The 15315-nt window shown below is 42.1% G+C and carries 9 protein-coding genes; 8 read left to right on the top strand and 1 reads right to left on the bottom strand.

All coding sequences use genetic code 11. From position 1 onward, the window contains the following. Positions 1 to 25 precede the first annotated feature (25 nt). Positions 26 to 484: a hypothetical protein gene (locus ACFSRY_RS08945; RefSeq protein ID WP_377505654.1), complete on the top strand. Its 459-nt coding sequence runs from the start codon at positions 26 to 28 to the stop codon at positions 482 to 484. Positions 485 to 690: 206 nt separating this feature from the next. Here the strand turns inward: ACFSRY_RS08945 and ACFSRY_RS08940 are convergent, their stop codons facing one another. Beyond that, positions 691 to 1827 carry a hypothetical protein gene (locus ACFSRY_RS08940; RefSeq protein ID WP_377505651.1) on the bottom strand — a complete coding sequence of 379 codons (1137 nt, stop codon included), beginning with the start codon at positions 1825 to 1827 and terminating at the stop codon, positions 691 to 693. Between the two features lie 235 nt (positions 1828 to 2062). On the opposite strand from ACFSRY_RS08940, the gene ACFSRY_RS08935 reads away from it, so the two are divergent. From ACFSRY_RS08935 to ACFSRY_RS08905, 7 genes are all read left to right on the top strand, one after another. After that, positions 2063 to 3565, top strand: coding sequence for a glycine--tRNA ligase (locus ACFSRY_RS08935; protein WP_377505648.1), 1503 nt, complete (start codon positions 2063 to 2065; stop codon positions 3563 to 3565). A gap of 261 nt (positions 3566 to 3826) precedes the next feature. Further along, positions 3827 to 5479, top strand: a complete 1653-nt coding sequence (locus ACFSRY_RS08930; protein ID WP_377505645.1) for a mechanosensitive ion channel family protein — start codon at positions 3827 to 3829, stop codon at positions 5477 to 5479. A 427-nt stretch (positions 5480 to 5906) separates the two neighbouring features. Then, a complete protein-coding gene (locus tag ACFSRY_RS08925; RefSeq protein WP_377505642.1) occupies positions 5907 to 6059 on the top strand; it encodes a hypothetical protein in 153 nt (50 codons plus the stop codon). A gap of 169 nt (positions 6060 to 6228) precedes the next feature. Next, complete coding sequence (locus tag ACFSRY_RS08920) at positions 6229 to 8739, top strand: efflux RND transporter permease subunit (protein ID WP_377505639.1); 2511 nt, start codon at positions 6229 to 6231, stop codon at positions 8737 to 8739. After that, positions 8729 to 12079 (top strand): isoleucine--tRNA ligase, encoded by a 3351-nt coding sequence (ileS, locus tag ACFSRY_RS08915; protein ID WP_377505636.1) that lies wholly within the window; start codon positions 8729 to 8731, stop codon positions 12077 to 12079. Before ACFSRY_RS08920 ends, ileS begins: the two co-directional genes overlap by 11 nt. Positions 12080 to 12158: 79 nt before the next feature. Then, positions 12159 to 12782, top strand: a complete 624-nt coding sequence (locus ACFSRY_RS08910; RefSeq protein ID WP_377505633.1) for a lipoprotein signal peptidase — start codon at positions 12159 to 12161, stop codon at positions 12780 to 12782. A 136-nt stretch (positions 12783 to 12918) separates the two neighbouring features. Further along, on the top strand, positions 12919 to 14757 hold the full coding sequence (locus ACFSRY_RS08905) for an ABC transporter ATP-binding protein (RefSeq protein WP_377505630.1): 1839 nt from the start codon (positions 12919 to 12921) through the stop codon (positions 14755 to 14757). Positions 14758 to 15315: the final 558 nt, after the last annotated feature.

The following is a 15315-nucleotide window of genomic DNA, read 5'->3' as shown; positions in this document are numbered from 1 at the left end:
CTTTGCAAAAAAATCACAAATTAAAATGATTAACAAAGACATCAGGTTAGGTAAAGGACTTGGTAAAATAAAGTTCGGCCTGACAATGGAAGAAGTAGAAGAATTGTTGGGTGAGCCAGAAGAAGTAGAAGAATCTGATGAAGAAGATGAGTTTGAGCATCAAGCCTGGAATTACTGGGAAGAAGGCTACTCATTATACTTCGATAAAGAAGATGATTACAAGCTAAGTTGCATCGAAACAGCCAACAGAGAGGTGCAACTTTGGGGAGATCGGATTTTTGAAATGAGTAAAGATCAGGTTATTCAGCTTTTTGCTGACCATGATATTACTAATCCGGAAGAGGAGGAGGCAGAAACAGGGGAAACCCGTATTTCATACGAAAAAGAAATGATAGACCTTTATTTCGATGACGATCAGTTGATAGCAGTAAACTTTGGAGTTTTTATAAATGACAACCTGGAGGTTATTTGGCCAGAGAAATAAAGTAAAATACAAAAGCCCGTTTCGATCAGAAGCGGGCTTTTTTCATGTGCTTCAGAAAGCAAAAATGGCTATAGGGGAATAAATTAGGCTGTTTATAAGTTACCTCAAATAGCCATTAGCTATAGATAGAAGCGTTATCGCGAATTAAATATGCACAAAAAAAGCCCGACAATAGCCGGGCTTTGTAATGTACTGAGGAATCAGAATTATTTTAAAAGGAAGTTAACTAACTCTTCCTGAATAACAGGATTGATTGCAACGGCAAGTATAATAGAAATGATCAAACCAATAGTTACAGACAAGATGTCTTTGCCGATAAGGCCAAAGGTTTTACCAAACTTAACAGAGCTGTCATGAGCACGAAGCCGCATACCTAATTCACGACCTGCTAATAAACCAATGAAAACCCAAGTAGTACTCATAGGGATATTGTTGATTTCTTTGAAGTAGTAAAGAATTATCGCATAAACAAGGTCGATGATGGTAGCACTTCTTACATCACGAACTTCAGACTTCTCATTGATAATATGCTGAATTTTTTCCCCCCGCTGGTAAAACATATAGCCTAGGCCCAGAAAAATAAACCCAGCGAAAGCGGCAAATTCCCAAACACCTAACTGGCGCGGCAGGTAAACGGCAACATTAGCCAAATCCTGAGCAAGCCAAGTGTGCCACAGAAACCCACTAATCACCCACTGTGCTACAATCCAGGAACCATGAGCCTCGCCTTTGATAAACTTCTTTATAACCTTAGAAAGAAGGATATAAAGAATAAAAGCTGAAACAAAGGCAGCAACATAGCCCATTAAGCTTTTGCTTACCATGCTAACAATAGCACCTGAACTAACGGTAAACACACTCAGGAGCATGAAAGTAGTTGAAACCGGAATACGGAAGCGGGTCAGAAGCAAAAGAACAATTGGAGCAGCAAGCTGTAGGTAAACGAAATTATCAGGATTCTGAGCAAAGCCTTTGGATGCTAAACGTTGATAAGTCACATCACCGTCAAAAACATACCAGCTGTAAAAAACAGTGCCGAGGAAAATAAGACCCATGAAAAGCCACTGCCAATACCATTTTTTATCTTCATTGGAAACAATGAAAGTACCTATGGTCTGGATGCTGTCGTTAGCTATAGCGGAATAACCTGCAAAGGCAAAGCCAACCCACATGGCAATAGAGGCATAAGGATAAACTATTCCAGCCAAAATAAGGGAGAAGGCAATGAAATAAAGAAATTTCTTTTCCTTCTGAATGTAAATGTCAACAACGTTGTAGCGCTTCCTAAACTTATAGGGTTGGACAGGTACAACAGGTTTCTTTGACTTTTTTAATTTAGTCATTTTATAAAAAGTTGGATGAGAAACTAAAAACTGCGCAAGTTAGCCTAAAATAGAAGGAAGTAGGGTAGAGGCTATGTTAAGAAATTGTTAACAGGCTTAAGATTGGGGATAGCTACTACTCCTGGAGCTGTTTCTAAGGGTCTAGGAAGAGTAAAGGAGTGAAGCCATTTGAGGCAACCTAAAAACTCTACCGCCACATTGGCATAATAAAATTCTAAAAAACTATCTTTGCAGCATGGCAACACAAGAAAAAGCAACTGTGGAAAATACACAGTTAAAAGATATTATCTCTCATGCGAAGGAGTATGGTTTCGTATTCTCATCCAGCGACATCTATGATGGTTTACAGGCTGTGTATGATTACGGCCAGATGGGAGTAGAACTGAAAAACAATATCAAAAACCTGTGGTGGAAATGCATGACACAACTAAACCAGAATGTAGTAGGTTTAGATGCGGCCATTTTCATGCACCCATTGGTTTGGAAAGCTTCTGGCCACGTGGATAGCTTCAATGATCCGATGGTTGATAATAAGGATTCCAAAAAGCGTTACCGGGCAGATGTACTCATAGAAGACAAAGCAGCACAGTATGAGGCTGAAGGAAGAGTAGAGGAAGCTGGAGCATTGCTTGCTGAAATGGGAAAACTACTGGAAGATGAGAATTTGGATGGCGTTCGTGACCTGATCATCAGCGAAGGAATAAAATGCCCTATTTCCGGAACTGCCAATTGGACTGAGGTGCGTCAGTTCAACCTGATGTTCTCTACACAGGTTGGTTCTGTGGCCGATGAATCTCAGACAATATACTTGCGACCAGAAACGGCTCAGGGTATTTTCGTGAACTTCCTGAACGTGCAGAAAACAGGACGTATGAAAGTGCCTTTTGGTATAGCACAGATTGGTAAAGCTTTCCGAAATGAAATTGTGGCGCGTCAGTTTATTTTCAGGATGCGCGAATTTGAGCAGATGGAAATGCAATTCTTCGTACGTCCCGGCACTGAGATGGAATGGTACGAGCAATGGAAAGAAACTCGAAAAAAGTGGCACCAGGCCATTGGTATTCCTGCTGAAAGCCTACGTTACCATGATCATGAAAAGTTGGCGCATTATGCAAACGCCGCTGTAGACATTGAGTATCGCTTTCCATTTGGTTTTAAAGAAGTAGAAGGTATACACTCTCGTACTGACTTTGACCTGACGCAACACCAGGAGCTTAGTCGAAAGAAAATGCAATACTTCGACAACGATCTGAATGAAGACGGTAAGCCATTCGGAAATTATATTCCTTATGTGATCGAAACATCAGCCGGAGCAGACCGCCTGTTCTTGATGACGCTTTGCAATGCTTATACAGAAGAAGAAATAGTAGAAGGAGAAAGCACTAAGTCTCGCACTTTCCTGAAATTCCACCCAGCATTGGCACCTGTCAAGGCGGCTATTCTTCCACTAACGAAGAAAGATGGATTACCCGAGAAGGCTACAGAGGTTTTTGATGCATTGAAGTATGATTTTAATATCATCTACGAAGAGCGCGATAGCATAGGAAAGCGTTATACTCGTCAGGATTTGATAGGTACCCCTTTCTGTATTGCTGTTGATCACCAAACGCTGGAAGATGACACGATAACCGTACGGGACCGCGATAGCCGTGAGCAGGTTCGTATGCCAATCAGTGAGTTAAGAAGTTACATTGAGAAGGCAGTAAGCTTCAAAAGTATATTTGAGCAATTGGCATAAATCAAAATATAAAATTAAGATGAAAGGCAGTGTAGTTGACTACGCTGCCTTTTTTATTGTTTTGGCCCTTAGCTACAGGAGAATAAAATAGGATGAGGAATGGTAGGAAGCTAGTACTGTATGTATTACAAAAGATATAAATATGTGCTTTTGATGAAGTTCTAATATGATAAATTCAAAAAAAGTAATGGCCGCTTCAACTTCTTCTAAAAGTAAATATAATTTTTTTGTAGCTTAAAGGAATCAACTACATCCTATAACATGCCAGTTATCAAAGCATTATTGTGTCTTTTCGCTTTCTTAACCCTGAGTGGAGCCACAGCCCAATCTTCTCCGGATATCACCGTACAGGGACAAGGAGTACCAGTTGTATTACAAAAAGATACCTTATTCCATATTTTTAACCCGGTAGGTTCCTTTAGCAAAGAGGAGCGCGCAGCAGCAATAAGTAAAAGGGTAAAGGAGCTTTCGGAGGAAAGGTTCTTTGCAGAGGATTCTGTAAAAGTGGTAGACAACATACTAACAACAGAGGTAATTTACCTCGACAGGATCGTTATAAGTGTTACAGATGCTGATGCAGTTATAGCAGAAAAGCCACGAGAAGAGATCGCGGAGCTTTATGCAGCCAAAATAAGAGCATCAGTAGTGGAATCGGCGAGGCAAAACAGCCTTCGTACTATCATGGTAGAAGTGGGCCTGGCCATATTGGTTTTAATCATCTTCTACTTCGTGATAATGTATGTAAACAAGCTCTTCCATTTCATCTTCAGAAAAATAGATGAGCAGCAGGGAAAGAGGTTAAAAGGTGTGAAAGTAAAAAACTATGAAATGCTGACGCCAGAGCGGGAGGCAGCTGTTATTCTAGCAGTTGTAAGGTTTATCCGTCTCATTACAGTTTTTATACTTTTCTACATTCTGTTGCCTGTGTTATTCAGTATTTTTCCCTGGACGGAGGGGTATGCTGAAACACTTCTTCTCTACATTATCAGCCCGCTCAGGAAGATTGGCATGGGTGTGATTAACTACATTCCTAATATGCTCACCATTTTGGTCATAGTGGTTGTAACACATTATGTAGTTAAGTTTTTGCGCTTTCTCGCAGGTGAAGTAGAGGAAGGGAAGCTGGAAGTGCCAGGGTTTTACAAGGACTGGGCTAAGCCAACATATAATATTGTTCGCTTCCTGCTGTATGCTTTTATGTTTGTGGTGATCTGGCCATACTTACCAGGTTCAGATTCGGCAGTGTTTCAAGGTGTTTCTGTTTTCTTAGGTATCCTTTTCTCTTTAGGATCATCGTCTGCTATTGCAAATATGGTGGCAGGCCTGGTACTTACCTATATGCGCTCTTTTAAAATAGGGGATCGGATTAAAATAGGGGATATAACAGGAGATGTTATTGAGAAGACGCTACTTGTAACACGGGTGCGGACTATCAAAAATGAAGACATCACCATACCGAATGCTATGATCCTGAATAGCCACACAACTAATTTTACTACCTGCAGCGAGCAGAGTGAAAAGGGTCTGGTGCTGCATACTACTGTTACAATTGGCTATGATGTGCCCTGGCAGAAGGTCCATCAAGCTTTGATAGATGCTGCCCTTGCTACTCCAAGCGTTGAAAAGTCACCGGCACCTTTCGTGCTTCAAACCAGCCTTGATGATTTCTATGTGAGTTATCAACTAAATGCCTACACTTTCACGGCAGGCAAAATGGCATTTATTTACTCTAACATCCACCAAAACATTCAGGATAAGTTTAACGAAGCAGGTATAGAAATCCTGTCGCCACACTACCGGGCTCAGCGAGATGGTAATATGGTTACAATCCCATCAGCATATCTTCCTCATGACTATCAGACTCCCTCCTTTCGAGTGGAACAAGTACAGCAAATGCAACCTCAGAATGTCTAAAAGCAAATTAAGTGCAAAAATTATGTAAAATATATTTATCTAGATATTCATTTGTTCCGGTAAGGAAGACATTTAGGTTGTTTATATCCTATAGTAAAACTGGTTTAGATGAGTCTAAGGAAGTCTTTGCTCAAACTTATAAACAGTTAATGGTTATATTAGTAAGTCCTTCTATGGCACTTGGAACAGTAGAAGAACAAGGACCGAATGTTGCCACAGTGATTCATTCTTCTGTAGTTTTACCTGTTAGGAATTAGTTGAAAATATTGCTAATAGAGGTTAGAATGAAGGTTTTGCTACTAATTATTAACAGGGGATAACAGTATTGTTTAGATGATTAACGAAACTATTTAGCAGGTTAACCAAAAGCAAAGTTATCTGAGAAGTTACTACCGTATACATTACTATAATCAATATAACTTATGTAATGAGTACGAAATCAGATAAAGAAAACAGTTTGAAAGATAACAATCCCTGCTGGAAAGGGTATGAACCAGTAGGGATGAAGAAGAAGGATGGGAAGGAAGTTCCAAATTGTGTACCAAAGAACAATTCCTCCAGCTCCAAAAAGAAAAGTTAAAATAGGATTGAATGATACAGAGTAGCTTCAAATTATTGGGGCTATTTCTTTTTTTAAGGATACCGCTCTTAAGTAAAGCCTCAGTTAAGTTACAGATTTCAGCAGCTTTGTAAGCTCAAATCCGCATGGCAAGCCAAAATTGCCTACCTTTGCCGAATTGTAGAATACCATGTGGAATAAGATTGCCATCTTCATTATAAAAAACAGGTTAAGGCTTATCATTTTCTTAACCATCCTTACTGCGTTTATGGCTTACCAGGCCAAGGATGCAGAAATGTCTTATGATTTTGCCAACGTTGTGTCACAGGATGATGTGGACATGCAATACTTTCAACGCTTTAAGCAGGCCTTTGGTGAAGATGGTAATATCCTGGTAGTAGGGATGCAGGACAATAAAGTATACAGGCTTCAAAATTTTGCGAAGCTGAAAGCTTTATCAGACAAGCTGACTAAAGTAGAGGGGGTGAAGGCAGTGATATCGTTACCTAACCTGGTGCAGGTGGTGAAAGACACTGCTGAAAGTAAATTTGCTACTGCTGCCATCTTTTCCAAAATGCCAGCCACCCAGCCTCAGTTGGATAGCCTACTGCAGGTGGTGCGTAACCAGGGTTTTTACGACGGACAGATCATCAACAATAAAACGGGTGCAACTCTTTTAGCCGTTACTGTAGATCCGGAGTACCTTAACTCAGCCAGACGTGTGGAGGTTATGGATCATGTGATGGAGCACACACAGGCTTTTACTAAAAGCACAGGTATAAAACTGCACTATGCAGGGCTACCATTTGTACGAGCTGTAATGACTACTAAGGTAGCGGCTGAAATGAAGATGTTCCTCCTGTTGGCTTTATTAGTGACCGGGGTAACCCTCTTTATCTTTTTCCGGTCATTTTATGCAGTCATCTTCCCGCTACTGGTCATAAGTTTAGTTGTAGTCTGGGTGCTGGGTACTCTTTCGCTTCTGGACTACAAGATTTCTTTGCTGACAGGGCTTATCCCTGCCATACTGGTTGTTATAGGTATCCCAAACTCCACTTACCTGCTTACGCGCTACCATTATGATTACCGGAAGCATGGAAACAAAATACTGGCCCTTTCCCGAGTAATAAGTAAAATCGGAGTAGTGAATCTGGTAACCAACACTACCACTGCCATTGGTTTCATTGTATTCATGTTCACGCACGTGGCTATTCTTTATGAATTTGGTGTGGTGGCCGGTATCAACATCTTTGTAACCTTTGTTATCAGTATAATTCTGATCCCGGTAGTATTCTCATACCTGCCGCCTCCGAGCAATAAGCAACTACGGCATTTAGATGCAAGGCCACTAAATAAACTGCTGGAGTTCTTCGATTCTATTGTTCACCGTAAGCGCCCTTTGGTCTACTTCTTTACCACCTTGGCGCTGGTGCTATCTTTGTGGGGTATCTATAAAGTTAAGACGGTCTCTTACATGGTAGACGACCTGCCAGAGGAAAGTAGCGTGAATGCAGACCTTACCTTTTTTGAGAACCACTTTAACGGGGTGATGCCACTGGAGATTATCGTAGACACGGGCGTAAAGCAGGGTGTAATGCGACTGCCAAACCTAAGCAAGCTGAATCAGCTGGAGAATTTTCTGCGCACGCAACCTATTCTCTCGGCTCCTATTTCAGTAGTGGGGCTGGTGAAAACAGCTACCCAGGCATTCTACGGAGGAGATCCCAACTCCTACCGATTACCAGATAACACAGAAAGAAACTTTATCTTCAGCTATCTTGCAAAGCAGAATAATGATATTAACCAGCGTTTGCTACATTCCTTTGTTGATAGTACAGGGCAACGGGCACGTATTTCTTTAAAAGTAGCTGACGCAGGTTCTAGAGAACTTGATACTCTTATTCTTAAAAAAATCAAGCCTGAACTGCATGAGATTTATGGTGGTGAGGGAGTAACCGTTACCGAAGAAGGTAACACCACTGTCTTTACCCGCGATGATTCCGGCAGCAAAACCACCGTTAGCCTTACCGGAACAACCTTGCTGTTCATAAAGGGTAATGAGTACCTTATCAACAACCTTCGCTCCAGCCTAATATTAGCTTTTGTGTTGGTAACTATTGTAATAGCATTGTTGTTTAAATCGATGAGGATAGTGATTATTTCGCTGATACCGAACATGATACCATTATTGATTGCCGGAGGCCTGATGGGTTTTTTCAACATTCCACTTAAACCTAGCACTGCCCTTATCTTTAGTATAGCACTCGGTATCGCTATCGATGATTCAATTCACTTTTTGGCAAAATACAGAAGTGAGTTGCTTTCAAATGGCTTTCATGTGAGCAGAGCTATTACAACCAGTTTAACAGAGGCGGGTACAAGTATGATTTATACTTCCATTATTTTGTTCTTCGGGTTCGTGATATTTGCGTTCTCCGAATTTGGGGGTACAAAGGCCTTGGGTGTGTTAATGTCGGTAAGTTTACTAATTGCATTATTCACAAACCTGATTATATTGCCAACTTTGCTGATGACCTTCGACAGCGGCAAGTATAAACATGATCCTTACGCGCTGATAGAACACTATAACGAGTTTTACCTGGAGCAAGAGGATGAAGAGCTTGATTTGAATCAGCTTAAGTTAAAAGTAGAAGAAGAAATTCTGGAGGAAGATAAAAAACCTGTAACCAGTGAAGTATAACGAGTATAAAAATCTGAATTACGCCAAAGTAGGCGAAGAAGTATTAGCGTTCTGGAAGCAGAACAACATCTTCGAACGCTCTGTTGCAACCCGTGAAGGCAACACCCCTTTTGTCTTCTATGAAGGCCCACCGTCAGCAAACGGTACGCCGGGTATTCACCACGTAATGGCTCGTGCTGTGAAAGATATTTTCTGCCGCTATAAAACCCTTAAAGGGTTCCACGTGAACCGTAAAGGTGGCTGGGATACCCACGGGTTGCCTGTAGAGCTGCAGGTAGAAAAAGAACTGGGTATCACTAAAGAAGATATCGGTAAGAAGATCACGGTAGAAGAGTATAACCAGCGCTGCCGCGAAACGGTGATGCGTTTCAAAGACCAGTGGGATACACTAACCGAGCAAATGGGGTACTGGGTAGATCTTGATAACCCGTACATTACATTTGAGAACGAGTACATCGAATCTTGCTGGGCGCTTCTGAAGCGCCTGTACGATAAAGGTTATCTTTACAAGGGCTACACCATCCAACCTTATTCTCCTGCCGCAGGAACAGGTCTAAGCTCTCATGAGCTAAACCAGCCGGGCTGCTATAAAATGGTTAAGGATACCACTATTGTAGCACAATTTGCGGTGAAGCGAATTACCCGCAATATGTTCCTTTTTGAACATGAGGATGAGCAGGTCTATTTCCTTGCCTGGACAACTACTCCCTGGACACTCCCTGGAAACACTGCTCTGGCTGTAGGCAAGAATATAAAATACGTTAAGGTTAAGTCTTATAACCAATATACCTATGAGCCAATCTCAGTTATACTTGCCAAAGATTTAGTTAGCCGGTACTTTAATCCTAAAGCTGCTGACATTGCTTTAACTGAGTACAACTCTGGTGATAAGCTTATTCCTTACCAGATTGTAGAGGAATTTGAAGGCCGGGATCTCGACGGAGTGGAATATCATCAACTGATGCCATATGTAACACCTGAAAAGCCTGCCTTCCGTGTGATCATTGGTGATTATGTGACAACAGAAGACGGTACTGGTATCGTGCACATTTCTCCGACCTTTGGTGCTGATGACTTTAGAGTAGCAGCGCAAAATGATATACCAGCACTTTTGGTTACAGATGAATCAGGAAAGCAGGTTCCAATTGTGGACAGGCAAGGACGTTTTGTATCTCAGATAACAGATTTTGCCGGCATGTATGTCAAGAACTATGCAAAGGAAGATGAGTCATCTCCGGAGTATAGACCAACAGACGTAAAAATTGCCATCAAGCTAAAAGAAGATGGCAAGGCTTTTAAAGTAGAAAAGTACGAGCATACGTACCCGCATTGCTGGAGAACAGACATGCCGGTCCTTTACTATCCGCTGGATAGCTGGTTTATTAAAACTACTGCCGTTAAGGATAGGCTTATTGAACTGAATAAGACTATCAACTGGAAACCCGAATCAACTGGCTCTGGCCGTTTCGGTAACTGGTTAGAGAACCTGGTGGATTGGAACCTTTCCCGTTCGCGTTACTGGGGCACACCGCTGCCAATCTGGAGAACAGAGGATGGCGAAGAAGAGCGATGCATTGGTTCGATTGCAGAGTTAAATGAAGCGATAGAAAAAGCAGTAGAGTTTGGCGTAATGGATGCGGCAGTTGAGGTGAATGACCTGCACCGCCCTTATGTGGACAACATTGTGCTACTAAGCAGCTCCGGAAAGCCAATGTACAGAGAGACAGACCTTATTGATGTTTGGTTTGACTCCGGGGCTATGCCTTATGCACAGTGGCATTACCCACTTGAGAACGAAGAACAGTTCGAGAAAAATTTCCCGGCCGACTTTATTGCAGAAGGTGTAGACCAGACGCGTGGTTGGTTCTTTACGCTGCACGCTCTGGCAGTTATGCTGGAAGACAGTGTAGCTTACAAAAACGTAATCGCCAACGGGCTTGTGCTAGACAAGGACGGTAATAAGATGAGCAAGCGTTTAGGCAATGCTATCGATCCGTTCGAGATGATAGGTAACTATGGTCCGGATGCAGTACGCTGGTATATGATCGCCAATGCTCCGCCTTGGGATAACCTGAAATTTAACCCGGATGGTGTGGTTGAGACACAGCGCCGTTTCTTTGGTACGCTGCAAAACACCTACTCATTCTTCGCACTTTACGCTAACCTGGACAAGTTCACTTACCAGGAGGATGATGTTCCAATGGCGCAGCGAACAGAGTCTGACCGCTGGATCATATCCAAGATGAATACGCTTGTAGGAAATGTAGACGCATATTACGAAGATTATGACCCTACCCGTGCAGCCCGGGCAATCCAGGACTTTGTAGTGGATGATCTGAGCAACTGGTATGTGCGCCTGAACCGTAAGCGTTTCTGGAAAGGTGAGTATAACACAGATAAAATTGCTGCTTACCAGACTCTTTACACCTGTCTGGAGACCATTGCTAAAATTGCTGCACCGATTGCACCTTTTTATATGGAGCAGTTGTACCGTGATTTAAATGCTGTAAGTAACAAGCATCAAGAGGTGTCAGTACATTTAGCCTACTATCCAGAGGTTGAGAAAATTGATATAGATAAGGATCTTGAGGAGCGTATGGAACTGGCACAAACAGTTTCATCGCTGGTGCACTCGCTGCGCAAAAAGCAAATGATCAAGGTACGTCAGCCATTGCAGCGCATTCTTATCCCGGTGCTAAATCCGAAGATGAAGCAGCAGATAGAAGCAGTTGCCGATCTGATCATGAGTGAAGTGAATGTAAAGTCCATAGAATACATTGACGATACATCAGATATATTGGTGAAGAAGATTAAGCCAAATTTCAAGAAGTTGGGACAGGTTTTCGGGCCAAAAATGAAATTGGTGGCTGCAGCAGTGCAGCAGATGGACCAGAACGACATTGCGCACCTGGAACGTGAAGGTGGATTCGAAATCATGCTGGCAGATGATGAAACCGCTGTTCTGACACCAGATGATGTAGAAATCACTTCGGAAGACATCCCTGGTTGGTTGGTAGCCAGTGAAGGAAGATTAACTGTAGCGCTTGATATAACTATCACGGAAGAACTGAAGCAGGAAGGTATTGCACGTGATCTTGTGAATCGAATACAGAATCTGCGGAAGGACACTAATCTGGAGGTACAGGACAAAATCCACATTTATATGCAACTTGCAGCCCCAGAGGTGAACGAGGCTGTTATTAACTACAGTGCCTATATTTGTGCCGAAACACAGGCTCTTACCCTTGACATTGTAGAAGAGTTAACAGATGCTACAGTGCTTGACATTGACGAATATACAGTGCTGCTAAACATTCAAACCGACAGCAACGCCATTTAATTCTGAGGCACCAGGAAAACTTAGTTTCTCCTGGTGTCTTCATACTTTTGCCTCACCAAGGGCAGTTTATAGAATAAATATGAAATACTGGAAATATTACATGGCGGCGTTGGCCGTGATCGTGTTGGATCAGGCGGTTAAACTGATCGTTCATTACAACATGGAAATGGGCCTGCCTGGCGAAATACATTTAATTGGTGATTGGCTGAAGCTGCACTATACCCTGAACCCGGGTATGGCGTTTGGAGTGGAGTTAGGTTCTGAATATGGTAAGTTAATCCTGACGTTATTCCGCCTTGTAGCCATGTTTGGTATAAGCTATTACCTCTATTACTTGGTTAAACATCATGCCCCCAAAGGATTGATCTGGTGCATTGCACTGATCCTTGGCGGTGCCATTGGTAACTTAATTGATAGTACCTTTTATGGTGTATGGTTTGATAATGCACCCTATGGTTCTTCAACACCCTGGTTTCATGGACAGGTTATTGATATGTTCTACATTGATATATGGGAAGGTATAGTACCCCACTGGGTGCCATTATTGGGTGGTAAGCCAATGTCGCTTTGGCCTATCTTTAACGTTGCTGACTCAGCTATTTTTATCGGAGTATTACTGATTCTTTTTAACCAAAAACGTTTCTTTGGGGAGCATCACGAACCAGAGCATAAAACAACTGTTGAGCAACAGCAGGGTCTATAAGTAATAGTTATAAGTCTGTTAAGGGGGCTGTTCCATGTGGAGCGGCCCTTTTTTTTTGCCCTCAGATTTGCTTCGTCTTCCTGTACAGGTTAAATAAAAATGCTACTTTTACTAAAGGTGTAAATCTAAATTAAACTTGTCACTATCAACTCCTATACTCCAGGTCAGTAACTTGGAATCTGCTTTTTCCACTAGGCATGGCAAAACTAAGGCCGTTGATAACATCTCTTTTGAGGTTTATCCCGGCGAAACTGTGGCTATAGTAGGAGAGTCCGGATCTGGTAAATCCGTAACAGCGCTTTCGCTGATGCGGCTGATCAACACTAACGCAGGAGGTACAGCAGGAGGGAGGGCTATGTTTCATTCGAAGGCATACGGTGAAGTCGACCTGTTTCAGTTGCCGGAAAAGCAGATGCAAAAGATCCGTGGCAATGAAATCAGTATGATTTTTCAGGAACCTATGTCATCACTGAACCCGGTACTTACTTGTGGAAAACAGGTGGCAGAGGTTTTGTTGCTACATGCCAATCTTTCCAAAAAAGAGGCCAAAGAACGTACCATTCTACTATTTGAGAGAGCAAAGCTCCCGCGACCAGAGAAGATTTTTGATACTTATCCACACGAAATATCTGGAGGACAGAAGCAGCGGGTAATGATAGCGATGGCCATGGCCTGTGAGCCAAGTTTACTTATAGCAGATGAACCTACTACTGCTCTAGACGTGACGGTACAGGCACGCGTACTTCAGCTGATAAACGAACTACGTTTGAAGGAGAATACTGCCGTGCTGTTTATCACGCATGACTTGGGAATAGTGGCCGAAATAGCCGATCGTATTCTGGTCATGTACAAGGGCAGGCTGGTAGAACAGGGAAGTGTAATGGATATTTTTACCAACCCACAACATCCCTATACAAAAGGGCTGTTAGCCTGCCAGCCAAAGTTGTCGGTTAAGCCGCAATCTGTACTTCCTGTAGTATCCGATTTCTTGCTGAAAGATGATCATGGAAATGTTATTGAACGAGATAAAGGAGCAGCGACTAAGCTGGTAGACTTAGTAAGTAAAGAAGCTTCTTCTTTAACAAATCCTGAACAACAACAAATAGCTCCGCTGCTTAAAGTGGAGAACCTAAAAGTACATTTCCCTATCAGGAAAGGGTTTTTCGGGCGCGTTACTGGTTACATCAAAGCAGTAGATGGTGTAAGTTTTGAAGTACAGCCTGGAGAAACAATAGCCTTGGTTGGCGAGTCAGGTTGCGGTAAGACTACGCTTGCACGTGCTCTGCTCCGTTTATTGGAGCCAACTAAAGGAAGCATTATCTTTGATGGCCAAGATATTACACGCTTAGTTCCTGAAGAGTTACGCAAGAGGCGCCGCGATTTTCAGATGATCTTCCAGGATCCCTACGCTTCGCTTAACCCCATGCACACTGTAGGCGAAACAATCATGGAACCCATGCGTGTGCATAAGTACTATGCTGACGATAAAGAACGCCGTGGAAAAACCTTGGAACTGATTGATAAAGTGGGGCTTAGTTCATCTTGCTTTGATCGTTATCCACAGGAATTCTCTGGTGGTCAGCGGCAGCGCATATCTATTGCCCGGGCTCTTGCATTGCAGCCAAAATGCCTTATTTGTGATGAAGCTGTATCAAATTTGGATGTATCGGTGCAGGCGCAGGTGCTAAATTTATTAAACCAGCTAAAGAAGGAACTGCAGATCACATACATTTTCATTACGCATGATTTAGCTGTTGCTAAGTATATGGCAGATCGTATTCTGGTTATGCATAACGGGCAGATCGTAGAAGAGGGCAAACCTGAGCAATTGTTTGAACATCCTCAGGAGGAGTACACCCGAACTCTTCTCGACGCTGTACTCAAAGGGGAACCTTCAGATATTCTGAAAGCGAAAGAGAAGCGGGAAGAGATAAGGTCTTTAGCAGAGAAAATAAAGTTCGGTCCTGATTACTAAAAAAAAGAAGCCGTTGATGCGGCTTCCAATTATTTTAAATAGTTACACACTAAATAGGTAGAGCAAACAGTTAATAGGCTAACGGTTCAATTTTACCTTATTCAGTTCTCTTGTTTCTCAGGCGATTTCTCTTAAACCTATAAAGAGAATAGCTTTGCTGAACATCCCTTGCAAAAAGGTAAAGGCAGTAGACAAATAGAGGCACTACAAAAAGTGCAGCAATAGTGAGTAGCATTGTTAATGTAATTTTATTTGAACTTCTGTACCGGCTTTCCCGGTACCATTTCTTAAAGCAATCACATTTTTCCTTCTTTTGCAATATCTTCTGCTAAGTAGGTGCTAAAATTCATATAATATTTTTATATTATAGCATAATAATATTATTATTCTCGATTTAGTTTTCGTAGCACTTGTAGTTGATAGAATCAGCTGGGTTGTTACACACATACCTAACAGAGCTTTCTTTTTCTTTTTGTTCTGCTTCATCTAACTCTCTATTTCCCGGTTATATAGAAAATTCTCTATAAATTACAGTGCACTTTAGCCAAGTACCCTTTT

Origin of the sequence: Pontibacter locisalis (assembly GCF_042684605.1) — a bacterium.
GTDB lineage: Bacteria > Bacteroidota > Bacteroidia > Cytophagales > Hymenobacteraceae > Pontibacter > Pontibacter locisalis.
The sequence above is the reverse complement of the archived record's forward strand: the minus strand, read 5'-3'. Positions and strand labels throughout refer to the sequence as shown.

Excerpts from the sequence above, each read along its gene's own strand:
- ACFSRY_RS08940 (WP_377505651.1), bottom strand. The coding sequence starts at position 1,827 with ATGACTAAATTAAAAAAGTCAAAGAAACCTGTTGTACCTGTCCAACCC.
- ACFSRY_RS08925 (WP_377505642.1), top strand. The coding sequence starts at position 5,907 with ATGAGTACGAAATCAGATAAAGAAAACAGTTTGAAAGATAACAATCCC.
- ACFSRY_RS08935 (WP_377505648.1), top strand. The coding sequence starts at position 2,063 with ATGGCAACACAAGAAAAAGCAACTGTGGAAAATACACAGTTAAAAGAT.
- ACFSRY_RS08920 (WP_377505639.1), top strand. The coding sequence starts at position 6,229 with ATGTGGAATAAGATTGCCATCTTCATTATAAAAAACAGGTTAAGGCTT.
- ACFSRY_RS08910 (WP_377505633.1), top strand. The coding sequence starts at position 12,159 with ATGAAATACTGGAAATATTACATGGCGGCGTTGGCCGTGATCGTGTTG.
- ACFSRY_RS08930 (WP_377505645.1), top strand. The coding sequence starts at position 3,827 with ATGCCAGTTATCAAAGCATTATTGTGTCTTTTCGCTTTCTTAACCCTG.
- ACFSRY_RS08945 (WP_377505654.1), top strand. The coding sequence starts at position 26 with ATGATTAACAAAGACATCAGGTTAGGTAAAGGACTTGGTAAAATAAAG.